Genomic DNA, 19,382 nt, shown 5'->3' with positions numbered 1-19,382 from the left:
CCGTAGTCTCCCACAAAATTTTAGGTTCGACCTTATTTTAGGTTGCCTCTTCGACAGAGGCGACCTAAAGTTAGGTGCGACCTAAGATTGGGCCGCCGTCCATCATCCAAAGCGAGCGAGGAGAGTGTCTTGTCCCAAGCAGCAGAGGTTCTCGAACTGGACGAAAACGTCGCCGACGGCGCCACCGTCGTCGGCGCCGACTCGGTCAAGGCATACCTCAAGGAGATCGGCCGCGTGCCCCTGCTCACCGCCGAGCAGGAGATCGACCTGGCCAAGCGCATCGAGGCCGGGCTGTTCGCCAGGGAACGGCTCGACACCGAGCCGGGGTTGTCCGGCGAGTTGCGCGCCGAACTGGAGTGGATCGCCGACGACGGCCTGCGCGCCAAGCGCCGCATGCTGGAGGCCAACCTGCGGCTGGTGGTCTCCATCGCCAAGCGCTACACCGGGCGCGGCATGCTCTTCCTGGACCTCATCCAGGAGGGCAACCTGGGCCTGATCCGGACGATCGAGAAGTTCGACTACCGGCTCGGCTACAAGTTCTCCACGTACGCGACCTGGTGGATCAAGCAGGCGATCACCCGGGCGATGGCCGACCAGGCCAGGACGATCCGCATTCCCGTACACATGGTGGAGCTGATCAACAAGGTCGCCCGGGTGCAGCGCCGGCTGCAGAGCGACCTCGGCCGCGAGCCCACCCCCGAGGAGATCGCCAAGGAGAGCGAGCTGGAGATCGACCGCGTGGTCGAGGTCCAGGGCTACGGCCGCGAGCCGATCTCCCTGCACACGCCGCTGGGGGAGGAGGGCGACAGCGAGTTCGGCGACCTGATCGAGGACACCGAGGCCATCTCACCGGCCGACGCGGTCTCCTTCACGCTGCTCCAGCAGCAACTGCACGCCCTGCTCGACCAGCTCTCCGAGCGCGAGGCGGGCGTGATCACCATGCGGTACGGCCTGTCGGACGGCAAGCCGATGACCTTGGACGAGATCGGCCGCATCTACGGGGTGACCAGGGAGCGGATCCGGCAGATCGAGGCCAAGACGATGTCCAAACTGCGCCACCCGTCCCGATCCCTGGCGCTGCGCGACTACCTGAGCTGACGGCGCCCGGCGGGGCCCGAATGAGGTGCGGACTGGAAAGCAGCGCAAACGGGAAATCAAAAGTGTCGCCACCGTCCTATGGATACGGGGATGGCTGACCTACATTCCGAAGCGTGAAACGCTCCCGTTCAAGTCTCGTTCACCAAGCGACATACGCCATCAAGAATCCGCACCGGATCGTTCCCCACGTCCGGCGGCTGGCCCGCGACACCTGGTTCAGGCTGCGCACGCGCGACCACGTCTCCTACTACCGCGCTGTCATGAAGTCCGACACCGCCCGGGATCCCGAGGGCGCCGTCGGCTCGCACAACCACAGGCGGTGGCTGACACTGGGCCGCATGCAGTTCGACTACCTGGTCGAGCACGGGCTGAAGCCGGAGTGCCGGATGCTGGAGATCGGCTGCGGCAACCTGCGCGCCGGTCACCTGTTCATCGACTACCTGCACACCGGCAACTACTACGGCATCGACATCTCGCCCGACATCCTCATGGCCGCCCAGCACACGCTCGCCGAGCACCGGCTGGCGGACAAGCTGCCGTACCTGACCCCCGTACGCGACCTGCGCTTCACCTTCCTGCCCGACGCGCACTTCGACGTCGTGCACGCGCACAGCGTCTTCTCGCACTCACCGCTGAACGTGATCGAGGAGTGCTTCGCCCACGTGGGCAGGGTCATGAAGCCGGGCGCCTGGTTCGACTTCACCTTCGACCGTACCGAGGGCAAGGAGCACCAGGTGCTGCGCGAGGACTTCTACTACCGCACCGAGACGCTCAGGGCGCTGGCCGGGGAGCACGGATTCGACGCGACGTTCATGGACGACTGGGAACGGCTGCCCCACAAGCAGTCCAAACTGCGCCTGACCAAGCGCCTGCCCGAATAACCGGATGCCCGCGATCCGGGCGGGCCGATATCCTCGTGGCACGTGAGAGATCCACGGTCACTGCCCAAGGCCCACCTGCACGTTCACCTGGAGAGCACCGTACGGCCGGCCACCGTGCGCGAGTGGGGCGGCCCGGCCGAGCCGGCAGGCGCCTTCCGGACCTTCAGGGAGTTCGGCGACCAGCGGGCCAAGGTGCGCGCGCTGCTGATCACGCCCGAGCGATTCCGCCGGGTGGCGGTGGAGTTCTGCGCGGACGAGGCCGCCCAGGGCACCCGTTACGTCGAGGTCATGTTCACCGCTGCCGCGCACGGGGAGCGGGTGGGGGATCCGGAGATGCCGCTGAAGGCCGTGCTCGACGGGCTGGCCGAGGGGCGGGACCGGTACGGGATCGAGTGCCGGGTGTTGCTCGACCACTCCAGGCGGCGGCCGGTGGAGCGGATGTGGCGGACGTACGAGCTGGCCATCCGCCACGAGCAGGTGATCGGGATCGGGCTGGCGGGTGACGAGAGCCATCCGCTGGCGCCGTTCGCACCGGTGTGCGACGCGGCCAGGGACGCCGGGCTGCACCTGGTGCACCACGCGGGGGAGTCGGCCGGGGCGGACAGCATCCGGGAGGCGATCACCCTGGGGCACACCGAGCGGCTCGGGCACGGCATCCGGGTGCTCGACGACGACGCGCTGGTGGCCGAGGTGCGCGAGCTCGGGCTCCCGCTTGAGGTCTGCCCGTCCTCGAACGTGCTGCTCGGGCTCGTGCCGTCGCTGGCCGAACACCCGCTGCCCCGGCTGCGCGCGGCGGGGCTGACCGTGACGATCAACACCGATGGGGAGACGGCGCTGGCGGACGAGTACGCCCGGCTGCGCGACGTCTTCGGGTACGGGGACGCGGACCTGGCCGACCTGGCCACCGCCTCGATCGACGCCTCCTTCGCCCCACCCACCCTGAAAGCCGAACTCCGGGCCGGCGTGAACACCTGGCTCACAACCCCGCCCACCGGGTCCGACGCCGGGCCGGTGACGTCGACCTGGCCCGGGACGTCGGCCGGGCCCGGCGATTCTCCTGGGGCGTCGTGACCGCCGAGTTCGCCCCACTTCCGGGTCGCCCGTCCCGTCGAGGGCGCGGGCGGCGGCTGGGTGACGCGGGGCTGGGAGGCAACGTGCTGTTCGCCGACGGCCTGCCTCCGGCGATCATCGACTGGCCCGTCTACTGGCGGCCCCCGTCGTGGGCGGCGGCGGTCGCGGTCGCCGACGCCCTGTGCTGGTACGGCGCCACGCCCGCGCTGGCCGCCCGCTGGGCGCACCTGCCGGAATGGGGCCAGATGCTCATACGTGCGCTCATCTACCGCATCGTCACCCACGAGACGCTGCACGGCCCCGCCGGATGGACCCGCGACCAGCTCGCGGCCCACCGCCCCGCGATCGAGGTCGCCCTCGCCCACGCCGACGGGACCGCGACGGGATGAGCGAGGCTGAGGAGGGATTGCCGGAATCGGTGCTGGAGTCGGTGCTCGGCCGGCCGGGCGGTTCCGTGCTGAGCTGCGGCGCGGAGCCGATCAACGGCAGCAGCGGCGCGGCGACCGGCGTGCTGACCCGGCTGACCGGGCTCGCGCTGTACGAAGGCGAGCAGGTGCCGTTCAGTCTCGTCCGTAAGCGGATCCGCCCGCTGACCACTGGCCGCCACGCCCCGTATGCGAACGATCCCCGCCACTGGGCGTACTGGCGGCGCGAGCCCCTGGCCTACGCGAGCGGCCTGCTGCCCGCCGGCCCCGAGCTGACAGCACCGCGCTGCCACGCGGTCGTGGACGACGTGCTGTACCTGGCGGACGTCGCGGGCGGGCCCGAGTCGCCGCACGTGGCGGCCCGCAGGCTGGGCACGTGGCAGGCGGCCACGGCGGTGCCGGACGTGCCGTGGCTGAGCGGGCATCAGCTCGCCCAGCGCCTGGCGGCCACCCACTGGACGCCGGTGGACGCCGACCCGCGCATCACCGCCCTGTGGCACAGACGGGAGGAACTCCTGGCGATGCTGGCCGGCCTGCCCGTCGTCCTGTCGCACGGAGACCTCTCGGCCGGGAACATCGTCGCCTCCTCCGGCACGACCGTGCTGCTCGACTGGGCCACGCTGGGCGCCGGCCCCGTCGGCGCGGACCTGGCCGCGCTCGCGCTCAGCACGTTCACCGACCCGGTAGCGGACTACCTGGCCGGAGCGGGCGGACGGTTCGGCCGGGCGGAGGTCGAGCTGGGCTATCGCGCGACACTCGCCCTGACCGGCGCGGGCCGGGTGCACTGGATGCTGGCCGGCGGCAGGAGCGTGCCCGACGGGTACGAGGAGTTCATCCTGTCCCGATTGCCGTGACCGAAGCGGGCGCCGGGGCACCCCGGCGCCCGCCGGCAGGTTACGTGCGGGCGATCCGCACCACCGCCGCGCCGAGCGGCGCCAGCGTGACCTCGCCCGTCACCGCCTGCCCGGTGAGCAGGTCCGTTCCCGCCCCGTCCAGGGGAACCGACGCGCTCTCCCGCGAGCTGTGGTTGAGCAGGAACACGAAGTCGTGCTCGGAGTCACCGCGCACCGAGCACTCCACGTGCGCCGGCACCCCCTCGAAGCGCGAGCGCACCCCCGCCTCCGCCACGACCTGAGCCACGGTCTCGTCGAACGCCTCCTGCTCCAGCAGGGTCGCGAAGTACACGACACGCCCGGCGCCATAGGCGTTCTCGACCACGGCGGCCCGCCCGGCGAGCAGCCCGTCCGCGTACGTCGCCAGCGCCTTGCCCGTCTCCAGGTGCAGGTCGTCGCGCCACCAGGTGGCGGTCGCGCGGCGCCCGCCGGCGAACTCCACGGCGAACTCCTCGTCCGGGCGCGCCGGCCAGTACTCGTCGATCTTCGCCCCGATGAGCTCGCGGAACGCCCCCGGATAGCCGCCGGGCCGCACCCGGTTGTCGGCGTCCACGACGCCGGAGAAGAAGGACATGATCACGGTGCCGCCGTCCTGGGCGAACCGGTGGATGCGCGCCACGGCCTCGTCATCGATCAGGTACGCGTTCGGCACGATGAGCACCTTGTACCCGTCCAGCGAAGAAGCGTGGGACACCACGTCCACGGCGTGGTGCCGCTCCCACAGGGGCGTGTAGTGCCGCATGACCGTGTCGGTGTAGCTGAAGTCGCTGCGCGGCAGGCCGAAGACCTCCTCCAGCCCCCACCAGCCGTCCCAGTCGAACATGATCGCGATGTCCGAGCGCGAGGTCGTACCGGCCACCGGGGCGAGCAGCCTGACCTCCCGGCCGAGGTCGGTGATCTCCCTGAAGGTGCGCGAGTCCGGCCCGGAGTGCGGCAACATCGCCGAGTGGAAACGCTCCTGCCCGCCGAGGCTGGCCCGCCACTGGAAGAACATCACCGAGTCGGCCGCCCGGGAGAGCGCCTGCAGCGAGCCGAGCCGCATCCGCCCCGGCTCCTTGACGATGTTGAGCCGCCACTGGCTGACCGCGCTGCTGGACTGCTCCATCAGCATCCACGGCCGGCCGCCCTTGAGCGAGCGGAACAGGTCGTAGTTGAAGGCCGCCGAGACGTGGGAGTCGGCGTCGGCCGGGTTCGGGTAGATGTCGAGCGCGGCGGCGTCCTCCTCCGGCGCCCACTTCCAGTAGTCGGCGTGCCGGTAGAAGCGCATGAAGTTGGTCATGACCGGGAGGTCGTCGCGGAAGGAGCGCACGATGTCCCGCTCGGCGATGTAGCACTCCAGCAGCGCGTCGGAGGTGAAGCGCTTGAAGTCGAGGCGGCGGGTGGGGTTCATCCAGGTACGCGGGATGTGCGGGACGTCGATCTGCTCCCAGTCGGTGTAGACCTGACCCCAGAAGCGGGTCGTCCACGCCTCGTTCAGCCGGTCGAGCGTGCCGTACCTGCGCTGCAGCCAGCGGCGGAAGGCGACGGAGGCGGGCTCGCCGAACGACGTGGGCCCGTACTCGTTGCTGATGTGCCACATCGCCAGCGCGGGGTGGAAGGAGTAGCGCTCGGCCAGTTTGGTGGTGATCTCGGCCGCGTACTTGCGGTAGATCGGCGAGGACGGGTCGTAGTGCAGCCGGTTGCCGAAACCGAACGGCTGGCCGTCCTCCCTGATCGGGAACACCTCGGGATGCAGGTGTGAGAGCCAGACCGGCGGCGCGGCGGTGGGGGTGGCCAGGTTGACGCTGATGCCGTTCTCGTGGAGGAGATCCATGATCTCGTCCATCCAGCCGAACTCGTACGTGCCGGGCTCGGGTTCGAGCGAGGCCCACGCGAAGACGCCCAGGCTGACGGTGTTGACGCCGGCTTCGCGCATGAGCCGGACGTCCTCGCGCCAGACGGAGGGGTCCCACTGCTCGGGGTTGTAGTCCCCGCCATAGGCCAGACCGCCCAGGCGGCGTCTGAAGTTCTCCATGCGTGACATGTCAGGTACTCCCGTAATTGTGTGTTCTCAAGCTGTGGGCTCGACCGACACGCCGGTCAGCCGCCGTTCGTCGCCGGTGAACGCGTACACGCCGCCGGTCAGCACGACCGTGCGCTCCTCGATCACGTCCGCGACCGAGCGGCGCACGGACAGGCCGACCTCGCCGGGCTCGACCACGCGCCGCCCGTCCCTGCCGGTGAACGACAGCAGCCGCGCCGGCACGTCGAAGGCGACCCGCGCGCTCCGGCCCGGGGCCAGCTCGACCCGGGCGTACCCGACGAGCTGGGCCAGCGGCCGGGTGACCGAGGCGATCCGGTCGCTCGCGTACACCTGCACCACCTCCGCGCCCGCCCGCTCACCGGTGTTGCGCACCGTCACCGAGCACCGGATCGGCTCCCCGGCCGCGACCAGCTCGTCGGCGGCGAAGCCCGCGTAGTCGAAGCGGGTGTAGCTCAGCCCGTGGCCGAAGGACAACACGGGAGCGGGGTCGAGGTTGCTGACCGAACCGGCCCCGCCCAGCTTCGGGTGCAGGTAGCTGTAGGGCTGGCCGGCGGTGGCGCGCGGCATGCTCATCGGCAGCCGGCCCGACGGGTTCACCGCGCCGCTGAGCACGCGGGCGATTGCGCCCCCGCCCTCCTCGCCGGGGAAGTACGCCTGTACGACGGCGGCGGCGCCCGCGATGAGGTCCGGCAGCGCGTACGCGCGGCCCGTCATCAGTACCACCACGGTCGGCGTGCCCGTGTCCAGCACCGCCCGCGCCAGTTCGAGCTGCGCGCCCGGCAGGTCCAGGCTCTCCACGTCGCAGCCCTCACCGGAGGTGCCCCGTCCGAACAGCCCCGACCGGTCGCCCAGCACGACGATGGCCACGTCCGATTCGGCGGCCAGGCGGGCGGCTTCGGCGATCTCCGAGCGGTCGCCGTCGTCCACGCCCGTGCCGCGCAGCGCCTCGATCCGCGCCTGCGGCAGCTCCTCGCGCAGCGCCCGCAGCAGCGTGGGCGCGGCAATGCCGGTCTCGACGCCGGGGAAGTGCGGCAGCACGTGCTGGACGAAGGAGTAGCAGCCGAACAGGGCGGCCACGTCGTCGGCGTTCGGCCCGACGACCGCGATCTTCCCCGAGGTGTCGCCGAGCGGCAGCACGCCGTTGTTGGTCAGCAGGATGACCGACTCCTCGGCCAGCCGCCGCGCCAGGTCGCGCGAGGCGGGGTCGTCGAGGTCCACGGGGCCGTACGGCTCGGGGTCGTAGTCGTCGTCGAGCAGGCCGAGCCGCGCCTTCTGCGTCAGGACGCGGCGCAGCGCCCGGTCGACCAGCGACTCCTCGATCCGCCCGGCGGCGACCGCCTCCTTGAGCGGCTCCAGGTAGGCCACCCCGGTCGGCAGTTCCACGTCGATGCCCGCCGTCAGGGCCTGCACGGCGGCGTCCCCCGCGTCGGCGGCCACCGCATGCAGGGTGTGCAGGAAGGCCACGGCGAAGTAGTCGGCCACGACCGTACCCTCGAAGCCCCACCGCTCGCGCAGGACCTCGGTGAGGTAGTGGGCGTCGGCGGCGATCGGGATGCCGTCGATCTCGGCGTAGGAGTTCATGACCGAGCCGGCGCCCGCGTCGCGCACCGCCACCTCGAAGGGGAACAGCAGCGTGTCGGCCACCTCACGGGCGCCCGCGTGCACGGGGGCGAGGTTGCGTCCCGCTCGGGAGTTGGAGTATCCGACGAAGTGCTTCAGGGTGGCGATCACGCCCGTGGACTGCACGCCGCGCACGTAGGCGGCGCAGATGGTGGCGACCTCGTACGGGTCCTCCGACACGCACTCCTCCACCCGCCCCCACCGCTGGTCGCGGATCACGTCGAGCACGGGCGCCAGCCCCTGGTGCACGCCGAGCGAGCGCATGCTCGCCCCGATCCTGACACCCATCTCCTCGACCAGGCCGGGGTCGAACGAGGCGCCCCACGCCGGCGGCACGGGGTAGGTCGTGGCCCGCCACGCCGCCAGCCCCGTCAGGCACTCCTCGTGCGCGAGCGCGGGGATGCCGAGCCGGGTGTTCTCGCGCAGCCACTTCTGCCGGCCGGCCAGCGCCGAGCGCGCCCATTCCGGATCGACGGGACGAGTACCGAAGGGGCGGGTGATCTGGCCCACGCCGTCGCGGGCGAACGCCTCGAACTGCACGTCCTCGCCCTGCATCGAATCCTGCAGCGGGGCGACCACGCCCTCCTCGCGGTTGACGTTCAGCCACACGCCGACGAGCTGCGCGAGCTTCTCGCCGAGCGACATCTCCGCCAGCAGCTCCTCGACCCGGCGCGACCGGCGTTCGTCGAGTTCGGGCTGCTCAACAGGTGCAGGCATACATCCTCGTTCGTTCAGCTGAGTGTCTTGTCGAATGGCCTGCCGCGTCCGCATGTCGCATGTGGACATCCCAGAAAGTTTCTGGCAAACTTTCCGAAAGGTTACCGTGACATTGCCGATCAGTTACGGTAGGCTCCCGCCGTCGGCCCTGTCAACAGACTGACCCAGATCCGATCACGCCCTGAATCGCCCAGGTCAGGGCGTCTTCCAATTTCAGGCGGTTTTCCGAAAGTTTCATCCGCCGGTGTCGCTGGATGGCGGCGCCACGGCAAACGGGAGGTACTGTGCCCCGTGCCACGCTGGCCGACGTCGCGGCAGCCGCCGGAGTGTCGGTGCCCACGGTGTCCAAGGTGCTCAGCGGCAAGAAACACGTCTCCGCCGCCACCAGGGACAAGGTCCTGGAGGCCGTCAGGACCGCCGGGTACGAGGCCCCGCGCCCGCCCAGCACGCCCCGCGTCGGCGTCGTGGACCTGCTCATCGACGGGCTCGGCTCCCCATGGGCGCAGGTGCTCATCAGCGGCGCGGAGAAGGCGGCGGCCCGCTGGGGGTTCTCGCTCGTCGTGACCTCCTCCGCGCGGCCCGACTTCGAGCTGCGGCGCTGGATCGGGATGGTACGCAAGCGCAACACCGACGGCGTCGTGCTGGTGCTCTCCCGGGCCGACCAGCGCGAGATCGCCGCCATCGAGGAACTGCTGCACGTGCCCCTCGTCCTGCTCGACCCGGTCGGGCAGCGCGACCCGCGCCTGTCCACGGTCGGCGCCACCAACTGGCTGGGCGGCGTCATGGCCACCACCCACCTGCTCGAACTCGGGCACTCCAGGATCGGCTTCATCGGCGGGCCGCTCGACACCCAGTGCACGCTCGACCGGTATGAGGGTTACCTGGCCGCGCACCGTACCTTCGGCATCGACTCCGACCCGGCACTGACCCGCTACGGCGACTTCCTGGTCGGCGGCGGCAAGAAGCTGGCCGGCGAACTGCTCGACCGCGCCGACCCGCCGACCGCCGTCTTCGCCGGCAACGACCTGGAGGCCGCCGGCGTCTACCAGGCGGCCACCGAACGCGGCCTGCGCGTACCCGACGACCTGTCCGTCGTGGGATTCGACGACTCCCTGCTGTGCGAGATGCTCTCACCGCCCCTCACGACCGTGCGGCAACCGCTCGACGACATGGCCAACGAGGCGGTACGGCTCGTGTACGAGGAACTAACCCACCCCAGAGGCCCCGCCGGCACCCGCATCGAACTCGCCACCACCCTGGTCATCCGCGACAGCACCACCCAGCACACGCACACGTAGGCGCCAGAAACGGGGCGTCCGGGCGAGGCGTCTGGATGGGGGCGTCAGGCCGAGAGCGTCAGGCCGAGAGCGTCGGGCCGGGGGCGTCAGGCCGGGGGCGTCAGGCCGGGGGTGTCTGGGCGAGGCGTCCTTAAGGCCGAGAGCGTCAGGCCGGGGGCGGCAGGGCTGAGGCAGCAGGGCGGGGGCGTTCGGGCGGAGGCGTCGGAACGGGCGCGTCCGGGCGGGGTCGTCAGAGCAGGCCCGCGTCTCGTACCTTCATGGCCACCAGGACCCGGTTGTCGGTGCCGAGCTTGGCGAAGATCCGGGTGACGTTGGCCTTCACGGTCGCCACGCTCACCGACAGGTCCTTGGCGATCTCGGCGTTCGAGCTGCCCCTGGCCACCTCGATCGCGACCTCGCGCTCGCGTTCGGTGAGCGTGGCCAGGTCACGCGCGGCCTCGGGCCGGCGCGGCTCGTAGCGGCCGGTGGCCGCCGCGATCACCTGCTGCGCGACGGTCGGCGACAGCACCGGCTCGCCCTTGGCCACCGCCCGCACCGCCTCGATCATCTTCGGCGGCGGCGTGTCCTTCAGCAGGAAGCCGTCCGCGCCGAGCTGCAGCGCCCGCAGTACCATGTCGTCGGCGTCGAACGTGGTCAGCACCAGGATGCGCGGCGGATCACGGCGGCTCAGCAGCAGCTCGGTGGTGGTCAGGCCGTCCTGCTCGGGCATCCGGATGTCCATCAGCACCACGTCGGGCCGCAGGTCGCGGATCACGGTCATGGCCTGCTTCCCGTCGCCCGCCTCGCCCGCCAGGTCAAGGTCGGGCTCGCCGCCGAGAATGAGGCGCAGCCCCGTGCGTACCATCGGGTCGTCGTCCACGATCACCACTCTGATCACGGATCAAGCCTCCCACGGCAGCAGGGCATCCAGGACAAAACGCCCATCCTTCAGGTCGTGGGTGATCGTACCGCCCGCCATCCGGGTGCGCTCGGCCAGCCCGACCAGCCCCAGCCGCCCGCCGGGCCCGCGCACGCCGTACGGGGCCGGGTTGCTCACCCGGATCCGCAGCCCGGCCCCCGGCCGCCCGCCCAGCTCCGCCCGCACCGAACTGCCCGGCGCGTGCTTACGCGCGTTGGTGAGCGCCTCCTGCACGATCCGGTACGCGTGCCGCCCCGTCTGCGCCGGCAGCAGCTCCCTGTCGGCGAGGGCGTCCTCCACCTCGACCCGCTGGCCCGCCGCGCGTACCTCCTCGAACAGGGCGTCCAGGTGGGCCAGCGTCGGCTGGGGCGCCTCCAGGCCGCCGTCCTCGCGCCGCAGTGTGCCCAGCACCGCGCGCAACTCGTTGAGCGACTGGTGGGCGTTCTCCTGGATCGCCAGCGCGGTCTCGCGGGTCTGCTCGGGCGTCAGGTCCTTGCGGTAGGCCAGGCCGCCCGCGAGCATCGCCAGCAGGGAGATCCGGTGCGCCAGCACGTCGTGCATCTCCTGCGCGATCTTGAGCCGCTCGGCCAGCTTGGCCTGCTCGACGCGCTGCGCCTGCGCCTGCCGCTCCGCGGCCCGCTGCGCGCTGGCCAGTTCGCCGCGCCCGCGCAGGTACAGGCCGAAGACGGTCAGCGCGGTGAGCAGGATGGCCCCGATGACGCCGTAGCCGACGGTCAGCTCCCAGCCGTCCTGCCACCGGGTCGAGATGACGATGCAGAGCCAGAGCGCGACCGCGACCGGTATCACCTGCCGTCGGCGGCGATATTTCGCCAGTGAGGTGAACGCGACGATCGCCGGGCCGGTGACGGCGGAGAAGTGGAGGGTGGGCAGGCCCGTGAGCAGCGCCACCGCCAAGGGCCACCGGCGCCGCCATCGCAGCGCCACCAGACCGGCCGCGCCGAGGGCGATGTCGGTGAACTGGTACAGGTAGAAGGCCGCGTCGTAGGTCAGGTTGTCGGAGCGGGACACCAGGATGAGGACCGACAGGCAGAGGGGTGCGGCGGCGATCAGGTAGATGAGCACGTTGCCCAGCAGTTCGGGAGAGGTTCGCGGGCTGCCGGCCGGTTGCCGCTCGTCAGGGTGGTCGTGCACGCTACCCAGCTTAGGGACGGCTTGGCCTGGCCTTTAGCACCCCAGGTCCATATCCGTGCGTACCCGGGTCTAGTCCTGAGCGTCCCTGGGTCGCCCGGGCGGCGGCGGATGCTAGCCCTGACGACGGCGACTCTGGACCCAGGTCCGATGAGCGGTGACGCCGTGCTCCGATGGACTTGACGCGTGATCGAATTTCACCGCGTCACCAAGGCGTACAACGAGGTGAGGGCTCTGGACGACGTGTCCTTCACCGTCCGTCCCGGCACCGTCACCGGGTTCCTCGGGCCCAACGGGGCAGGCAAGTCGACGGCCATGCGCATCCTGGCGGGGCTGTCCCGGCCGACCTCGGGCTCGGCCACCGTGTTCGGCAGGCCGTACACGGCGCTGGAACGTCCCGGCTTCGAGGTCGGCACGCTGCTCGACGCCGGCGCCCAGCACCCCGGCCGCACCGGGCGGGAGGTGCTGACGCTGGGGGTCATGATGCTCGGCCTGCCCAGGTCGCGCGTCGAGGAGGTGCTGGAGCTGGTCGGGCTGAACGGCAAGGAGGCCGGACGGGCCGTCGGCGGCTACTCGCTGGGCATGCGGCAGCGCCTCGGCATCGGCCACGCGCTGCTCGGCAACCCCAGGGCGCTCATCCTCGACGAACCGGCCAACGGCCTCGACCCGCAGGGCATCCAGTGGATGCGCGGCCTGCTGCGGGGCCTGGCCGAGTCGGGATGCGCGGTGCTGCTCAGCTCACACCTGCTGCATGAGGTGGAACAGGTGGCCGATCTCATCGTGATGATCGGCGCGGGCCGGGTGCTGGCCCAGGGCACGCTCGCCGAACTCGGGCGGGGCCGCACCCTTGAACAGACCTTCCTCGACCTCACCTCCCACGCCGACCGGAGCCCGGCATGACCACCCACGCACCCGCTGTCTCATGCGACCCAACGACCGCCTGGAGCCTCAGATGACCGTCGAGAACGTCCGCGGCCGGACCCCGTTCGGCACGCTCCTGCGGGTCGAGACCCGCAAACTGCTGGACACGCGCACCAGCCGGATCCTGACGGGGATCCTGGTCCTGCTGACGCTCGTGCTCCTCGTGGGCCGCGGCCTCGCCGTCCAGGGCACGGCGGACCTGTTCACGCTGGCGGGGACGGTGACGATCGTGCTGGGGGTGCTGCTGCCCGTGCTCGGCATCCTCACCATCACCGGCGAGTGGAGCCACCGGACCGCGCTGACCACGTTCACGCTGGAACCCCGGCGGGGGCGGGTTCTGGCGGCCAAGTGCGTGCCCGTGCTGGTCGCGGCCGTGGCGGCCTGCCTGCTCGCGCTGCTGGTGGCCGTGCCCGTGACGGCCGTCGCGGCCTCCGTGCAGGGCGTGCAGGCCACGTGGGGGCTGGCACCCGCCCCGGTCCTGGGCTGGGTCGCGACGATGGTCCTGACGTCCGCGCAGGGGCTCGCCCTGGGCATGATGCTGCTGAACGCGCCCGCGGCGATCGTGATCTACCTGGTCGCGCCCATGGCGTTGAGCTTCGCCGGGCAACTCGGCACGGCGGGCCGGACCATGGCCGACTGGCTCGCCCCCGGCGCCGCCGGCGAGGCGCTGGCGGACGGCAGCATGACCGGCGCCGACGCCGCCCGGCTGCTCACTTCCGCGATGGTCTGGATCGTCATCCCCGTGGCCATAGGGGTTTCGCGCATTCTCCGGAAAGACGTTCACTAATCGCTTTACCTGGCAAGGTAGATCTTTGCCGGATTCATGGCATTTCGTTTGCCTTTGGCTATATCGATAGGTAGCTTAGTAGTCGTTACCGGGCAGTGACCTGCGCCTTTCCTTCGAGGAAGACAGGGCCTGCCGGTTTCCCGAATCCAGATCCGTGGATTCACCGCGCGCTCCACGTAGCGTCCGTATGGCGTGTTGCCCGGCTACGTTCGGTCAAAGCGAGCGCATTGTTCCCGTCCCCTAACAAAGGACCTGAATTTTACATGTCTGCTCGCCTGCGTTCCATTGCCATGCTAGCCGCCTCCGCCGTCACGGCCCTGACCGTCGGCTCCACCGCGGTTCACGCCGACACCGCGGAAACCGACCAGCAGGGCGTGCTGAAGGGTGCCACCACGGCGTCCTACTTCTGGGACGACTCCTCCGGCCGCGCCGGTGACACCGGTCTGCCGGCCGCGGGCAAGCCCATGCAGAAGGGTCTGGCCGCCAGCCCGAGCTGGCCGCTCATGACCGAGGGCTACGTGGTCTACAAGGGTAAGAAGATGCCGTTCTTCGTGGGTGACCGCGGGCCCGGCGACCCCTCCAGCCGCGGCGTCATGCTGGACCTGGACGCCAAGACCTTCGCCGAGCTGACCGGCGGCTCGTTCAACTCCGACACCCTGGGTGTGGACGGTGCCGGTGGCGCGGGCCACATCAAGGTCGAGTACGTGGTCACCAAGTGGGGCGACGGCGTCGGCAAGAAGAACTACCCGGTGGCCTTCTCCTCCGGCGCCTGGGCCGAGAAGGACGACCGTCCCGCGACCCAGCAGGTGTCGGTCAAGAACCACTGACCAGCTCCGTGCAGAGGGCGCTCCCGCGATGGGGGCGCCCTTTCGCGTGCTCGAAATCGCCTCTTCATCCCGTCCTCACCAAGTGACGGGCGGCTCGTAGGCCCCGCGGACGGAAGCCGTCGTGCTTGAACGGGATCTGCTCGACGCCGGCCGCCTGCGATCGCCAGCGGGCGCCCGTGCCGGGAGAGGCGGGAGGTGGGGTTCATGGTCGGCTCCTCATCGGTCGCGTGCCTCTGGTGCGTGGCCCACCGCGTTCGGATCCAGGTGTCCAGCAGGACTCCGCCAGTTCCTCGTCGGTCGGCGGGACCATCGCCGGTTGCGCGCCACCCCCTGCCGCAACCGCAACCCCGGCACTGACGAACCGAGGGCCACCGTCACCACCCCGCTGCGACGAAGCCCGGCTCGGCGCAGAGCGTAGGTGTCTGGAGGTGCCCGCCGCACCGCCGACCAGCAGATTCCTCTTGACCAAATCGCGGTGCCGCGTCGGGTTGTTCCTTCCGCGGTCCGGCCTCGGCCTAGGGTGATCTCATGCTCGTGCTGGGGATCGAGGTTTCCGACGATTTGCTCGACCGCTGGCTCGGATGGTTCGCGCCACAGGAACAGCCCTTCTTGATCCCGCCGGATCTCGCCGCCGCGTTAAATCTGGAAGATGATCGCAACCGGCTGACGCCCGAGGTCAGGGACACTTTCTGCCTCTACGGCCTGGACCGGGGAGCGCTCGTGTGGCTGTCGGAGACCGAGGCGCGACGGTTGCCGGCCTCGGTCAGGCGGAGTCAGTCCGCGCCGCGCCATTGGCCCTCCTCCATTCGCGGCCGTGAGGTAGAGGCGGTCGTCAAGTACGTCGAGAAGGGACGGCGTCCCAGCCGTCATGGGGATGTCCCCGCCGCTACTTGGGATGCCGTCAGCTCCACGATCCCGAAGGCGCGCCGCCTCGCCGGCACCTTTCCCGGCCGAAGCGGCCCCAACTGCTTCGGCACGGTGATGGCGGCGTGCGGTGTCGACGGCGCGGAGGACGCGTGGATGCTCCGCGAACCGTTCGAGGACTGGCTCGCGGAGCGCACCGCGAAGGGAGGGCACGACGACGAGGCGGGGACCGTCCTGGTCTGGCGGAGCGCCGGGGGAGGAGCCGTGCAGCACGCCGCGATCACCCTCGGCGACGGCTGGGCGCTGCACAAGCCCTCACAGGGCTGGATGAGCCCTACGAAGGTCCTCACCATACGAGATCTGAAGTACAGCGCCCGAGCGAAAGGGCAGCGCCTCCACCGGCATCACCTTCGTTGAGTTCGCGCCGTCCGGCCCGCCTTGGGGTGCTCAGCTGTGCCGTGCTCTGGCGGATGGTGAGGGTCGGCGCGATCTCCAGTTCGGCCGAGGGCGAATCCGCTCGCCGCCGCCAGCGCCCCAGGGCAAAGGTGGCGGCGCCGCCTCGTTTGCCCTGTCCGCGCAGTCCTTAGGGCGCCCATGTACGAGGCCGCGCCGCGACCCGGCTTCGCCGCACTCGTCGTCCTGGCCTTGCTCGCCTTCCGGCCGGCCAAGACCTGATGGACGCAGGAGTGGGCGCGGCCGGATCGCGGGCCGGGAGCGAGGTGGTCAGCGTTGCAGGGTGAGCAGGCCGGGGCGGTAGGGCAGGAGGCCGTAGTCGCCGCCGGAGCTGGGGCTGCGTCCCTGGTAGAGGAGTTGGAGGTTGCAGGGGTCGACGGTGAAGGTCTGGTCGGCGCTGGTACGGATGAGTTCGCCGTGGCTGATGTCGTTGGTCCAGGTGGCGCCGCTGTTGGCCTTGCCGGCGAAGGGGTTGGATTCCGTGGCGGCCTGGGGGGTCCAGGAGCCGTTGAGGCTGGTGGCGGTGAAGGAGCGGAAGTAGCGGCCCTGCGCGCCGATCGCCTCGACGATCATGAGGTACTTGTTCTGGTTCTGCAGCTTGTAGACCTGGACGGCCTCGAACAGGTTGTTCCTGGTGTCGCTCATGATGACGGTCGAGGTCGAGCCGAAGTTGCCGGGGAAGTTGCCGATGGGCATGCTCGCCCGGTAGATCCTGCCGTTGTCACCGGCGAAGAACAGGTACATGTTGCTGCCGTCGCCGATGAGCGTCTGGTCGATGGGGCCGGTGCCGGAGTCGGAGATGCTGCCGGTGAACAGCGTCTGCTGGGCCGACCAGCCGTTGGGGTTGGCCGGGTCGCTGGAGGTGCGGTACGAGAAGGAGGTGCCGCCCCACTGGTAGGCCAGCACCCAGATGTTCTTCGGGGCGAAGTAGAACAGGGTGGGCGCGACCGTGGAGTTGGACATCGCGTTCTGGCCGGCCGAGGCCATCTCCGACCAGTTACTGAAGAGGCTGAAGTTCATCGAGCCCCATCGGGTGCCGGTGTCGTGGGTGGTGGCGTACACGAGGTGCCGGCCATTGTAGGGGGCGACGGTGAAGTCCTTGAGCGAGACCCAGCCCGACCTCGGGGTCGCCAGCACACCGGTCGAGGTCCAGCGGTAGCTCGACGGAAGATCGCACTGGCCGGGGTTGCCGCCGCCGACCTGGACGAGTTGCCACTGCTGGTTGTTGCCGCCCCAGTCGTCGTACTGGACGATGTTCGCGCCGTCGGCGGTGGAGGCGCCCTGGACCTCCAGGGCCTTGTTGCTGTGGCGCGAGATGAGCCGCACGTAGCCGCCCGCCGAGTCGGCCAGGCGCCACTGCTGGTTGGCGCCGTTGCCGTCGGCCCACTGCACGATGGAGCCGCCGTTGGCGGTGGAGAAGTTGTAGACGTCCAGCACCTTGCCGGAGTGGCGGGACTTCAGCCGGTAGTAGCCGCCGCCGGAGTCGACGAACTGCCACTGCTGCTGGTTGCCGTTGTTGCGGGTCCACTGGGTGATGCGGCCGCCGTCGGCGGTGGACAGGTTGTAGACGTCCAGGGCCTTGCCGCTGTTGCGGTTCACCAGGACGTACCAGGCGTTGGTGTCGACGGTGGCCGCGCCGGCGGGCTGGACGGCGACGAACAGGCTCGCCAGCAGGATGGCCACGACGGCCAGGGGTCTGAAGGTCACGTCTGTGCCTTTCGGTCAGGGGGTGGTGAGGTCGAAGCGGCGCACGGTCACCGCGCCGCCGAGGGCCTGGGTGGCGTGGTTGAAGATGCCGAAGCGGTAGCCCATGAAGAACTGCCAGGCGTTGTTCAGGGTGAAGGCCGGGCCGAGGCCGACGAACGTGGTGCCGTCGGTGCTGTAGGAGAAGCGGGCCTGCCGGCCGGAGCCGGGCCGGATGTCGGCGTTGACCCGCAACCAGATCCGGCCGCCCGAGATGGTCGCGCTCGCCGCCTCGACGCCGGTGCCGGTGGTCTGCCAGGAGCCGTTCATGCTCAGCCCGTTGGTCATCACGACCCGGTGGGCGCCGTTGTCGCGTTTGACGCCGATCCAGGCCGACTGGTCGCGCAGCATGGCCAGGCCGGTACGGTCGCCGTTGGCCATCTGCGTGTAGTCGAGTTCGATCGTCGCCGTGGACGACGGGCCCTGGATGCGGTGGGTGAGGGTGTTACGGGCGTTGTAGAGGTCGCCGGTGACGGTCGCGGTCCGCAGACGCAGGCCGTTGCCGGTGGAGAAGCGGCTGGCGTCGGGGTTGTGGTTCCATTCCCAGCGGTGGCCGAGACTGCCGGTGGTGAAGGTGTCGGGGCCGGTCATGGGTGTGACGGTGCGGCCGGTCTGGATGTTCGGCCTCGGGTAGGTGACGCCCCAGCCGCCGTTGACGGTCTGCAGGACCGGCCAGTCGCCGGTCCAGGTGATCGGCGCGAGCGCGGGGACGCGTCCGCCGGGGTAGGCGTCGACGAACGACATGTAGTACCAGTCGCCGTTCTGCGTCTGCACGAGGCCGCCCTGGTGGGGGACGCCGCCGCCGGAGATGGGGCCGGGCAGGTCGAGCAGGACCCGGCGCATCTCGTACGGGCCCCACGGCGAGGTGGAGCGGAGCACGTACTGGCCGTTGGCGGGGCGGGTGAGCCAGATGTAGTAGTAGCCGCCCCGCTTGTAGAAGCGGGCGCCCTCCAGGGTGCCCACGCTGCTCGGCGTCTGGAACACCTGCTGGGCGCGGACCTGGCCGAACCCGTCGGGCGAGAGCTGGGCGACGCTGATGGTGCCGTTGCCGTAAGCCACGTACATGGTGTCGTTGTTGTCGATCAGCAGGCCGGCGTCGTAGTAGCAGTGGGGGATCTGCGCGCGTTTGCTCCACGTGCCGTCCACGGCGGAGGCGGTGTAGACGTAGGTGCGGTTGAACTCGACGCAGCCGATCCAGTAGTAGGTGTTGTTGCTCGGCCGGTGATTCAGGGTCGAGGCCCAGATGCCCTTCACGTACGCCCGGCCGCCGCTGAGGTCGTAGGCGCCGGAGCCGAAGTCGAGGCGCGGCACCGAGTGGCCGGCGTACTCCCAGTCGACGAGGTTGTACGAACGCAGGATGGGCGCGCCCGGCGAGTAGTGCATGGTCGAGGCCGAGTAGTAGTAGGCGTCGCCCACCCGGATGATGTCGCCGTCGGCGAAGTCCTGCCAGACCACCGGGTTGTTGTAAACGCTGTTGCCGGCGACCGTCGTGGCCGTGGCCGAGGGTATGAGTGACACGCTCATGAGCAGCACGGACGAGAGAATCGCGAGCACGCGTCTCACCGGAACCTCCAGAGGTCGTCATTCGCGCCGTAAATTTGTTAGCGTTAACATTCGATCTTGCGGAGCCGGATGGCCTAATTTTCGCCCGGTGCGTCGTGGCGGAGTACATCCGACGGTCCCGCCCGGCGTCAATGAGGGCGTCACCGGCCGG

At 70.2% G+C, this 19,382-nt stretch carries 15 protein-coding genes and 1 pseudogene; 10 read left to right on the top strand and 6 right to left on the bottom strand.

Annotated elements, in window-relative coordinates:
- Positions 1-162: 162 nt before the first annotated feature.
- The 5 genes and pseudogenes from AB0I81_RS01275 to AB0I81_RS01255 all read left to right on the top strand — a co-directional run.
- Positions 163-1,098: pseudogene (locus AB0I81_RS01275) on the top strand (RNA polymerase sigma factor); the annotation flags it as partial.
- 113 nt (positions 1,099-1,211) lie between these two features.
- Positions 1,212-1,979 (top strand): class I SAM-dependent methyltransferase, encoded by a 768-nt coding sequence (locus AB0I81_RS01270; protein WP_360647897.1) that lies wholly within the window; start codon positions 1,212-1,214, stop codon positions 1,977-1,979.
- A gap of 42 nt (positions 1,980-2,021) precedes the next feature.
- Positions 2,022-3,050, top strand: coding sequence for an adenosine deaminase family protein (locus AB0I81_RS01265; protein WP_360647894.1), 1,029 nt, complete (start codon positions 2,022-2,024; stop codon positions 3,048-3,050).
- Positions 3,047-3,439: a hypothetical protein gene (locus AB0I81_RS01260; protein ID WP_360647891.1), complete on the top strand. Its 393-nt coding sequence runs from the start codon at positions 3,047-3,049 to the stop codon at positions 3,437-3,439. The genes AB0I81_RS01265 and AB0I81_RS01260 overlap by 4 nt, the downstream gene beginning before the upstream one ends.
- A complete protein-coding gene (locus tag AB0I81_RS01255) occupies positions 3,436-4,329 on the top strand; it encodes a phosphotransferase (protein ID WP_360647888.1) in 894 nt (297 codons plus the stop codon). Before AB0I81_RS01260 ends, AB0I81_RS01255 begins: the two co-directional genes overlap by 4 nt.
- Before the next feature lie 40 nt (positions 4,330-4,369).
- Here AB0I81_RS01255 and AB0I81_RS01250 read toward each other — a convergent pair whose 3' ends face one another.
- Both AB0I81_RS01250 and AB0I81_RS01245 read right to left on the bottom strand, forming a co-directional pair.
- The gene (locus tag AB0I81_RS01250; RefSeq protein WP_360647885.1) at positions 4,370-6,382 is read right to left on the bottom strand and encodes a beta-galactosidase; all 2,013 of its coding nucleotides are present in this window, start codon (positions 6,380-6,382) and stop codon (positions 4,370-4,372) included.
- Positions 6,383-6,418: 36 nt separating this feature from the next.
- Entirely contained in the window at positions 6,419-8,728 is a 2,310-nt protein-coding gene (locus AB0I81_RS01245) for a glycoside hydrolase family 3 N-terminal domain-containing protein (protein WP_360647882.1), read from the bottom strand.
- A 284-nt stretch (positions 8,729-9,012) separates the two neighbouring features.
- On the opposite strand from AB0I81_RS01245, the gene AB0I81_RS01240 reads away from it, so the two are divergent.
- Positions 9,013-10,026 carry a LacI family DNA-binding transcriptional regulator gene (locus AB0I81_RS01240; protein WP_360647879.1) on the top strand — a complete coding sequence of 338 codons (1,014 nt, stop codon included), beginning with the start codon at positions 9,013-9,015 and terminating at the stop codon, positions 10,024-10,026.
- 229 nt (positions 10,027-10,255) lie between these two features.
- Here AB0I81_RS01240 and AB0I81_RS01235 read toward each other — a convergent pair whose 3' ends face one another.
- The gene (locus AB0I81_RS01235; protein ID WP_360647876.1) at positions 10,256-10,903 is read right to left on the bottom strand and encodes a response regulator transcription factor; all 648 of its coding nucleotides are present in this window, start codon (positions 10,901-10,903) and stop codon (positions 10,256-10,258) included.
- 3 nt (positions 10,904-10,906) lie between these two features.
- Complete coding sequence (locus tag AB0I81_RS01230) at positions 10,907-12,076, bottom strand: histidine kinase (RefSeq protein WP_360647873.1); 1,170 nt, start codon at positions 12,074-12,076, stop codon at positions 10,907-10,909.
- 183 nt (positions 12,077-12,259) lie between these two features.
- Between AB0I81_RS01230 and AB0I81_RS01225 the strand changes: the two genes are divergently transcribed.
- The 4 genes from AB0I81_RS01225 to AB0I81_RS01210 all read left to right on the top strand — a co-directional run bounded on the left by AB0I81_RS01225 (position 12,260) and on the right by AB0I81_RS01210 (position 15,889).
- The gene (locus tag AB0I81_RS01225; protein ID WP_360647870.1) at positions 12,260-12,973 is read left to right on the top strand and encodes an ATP-binding cassette domain-containing protein; all 714 of its coding nucleotides are present in this window, start codon (positions 12,260-12,262) and stop codon (positions 12,971-12,973) included.
- 52 nt (positions 12,974-13,025) lie between these two features.
- Positions 13,026-13,781 (top strand): hypothetical protein, encoded by a 756-nt coding sequence (locus AB0I81_RS01220; RefSeq protein WP_360647867.1) that lies wholly within the window; start codon positions 13,026-13,028, stop codon positions 13,779-13,781.
- Between the two features lie 290 nt (positions 13,782-14,071).
- Entirely contained in the window at positions 14,072-14,608 is a 537-nt protein-coding gene (locus AB0I81_RS01215) for a hypothetical protein (RefSeq protein WP_360647864.1), read from the top strand.
- 528 nt (positions 14,609-15,136) lie between these two features.
- Positions 15,137-15,889 (top strand): hypothetical protein, encoded by a 753-nt coding sequence (locus tag AB0I81_RS01210; RefSeq protein ID WP_360647861.1) that lies wholly within the window; start codon positions 15,137-15,139, stop codon positions 15,887-15,889.
- A gap of 306 nt (positions 15,890-16,195) precedes the next feature.
- On the opposite strand, the gene AB0I81_RS01205 is transcribed toward AB0I81_RS01210, so the two are convergent.
- Both AB0I81_RS01205 and AB0I81_RS01200 read right to left on the bottom strand, forming a co-directional pair.
- The gene (locus AB0I81_RS01205) at positions 16,196-17,632 is read right to left on the bottom strand and encodes a non-reducing end alpha-L-arabinofuranosidase family hydrolase (protein ID WP_360647858.1); all 1,437 of its coding nucleotides are present in this window, start codon (positions 17,630-17,632) and stop codon (positions 16,196-16,198) included.
- Between the two features lie 15 nt (positions 17,633-17,647).
- Positions 17,648-19,231, bottom strand: a complete 1,584-nt coding sequence (locus tag AB0I81_RS01200) for a glycoside hydrolase 43 family protein (RefSeq protein ID WP_360647855.1) — start codon at positions 19,229-19,231, stop codon at positions 17,648-17,650.
- Between the last annotated feature and the right edge of the window lie 151 nt (positions 19,232-19,382).

It is taken from the genome of Nonomuraea sp. NPDC050404 (assembly GCF_040655495.1).
In the GTDB taxonomy this organism is placed as follows: Bacteria; Actinomycetota; Actinomycetes; order Streptosporangiales; family Streptosporangiaceae; genus Nonomuraea.
Note: the sequence above shows the minus strand (reverse complement) of the source record. Positions and strands in the feature narration are given on the sequence as shown.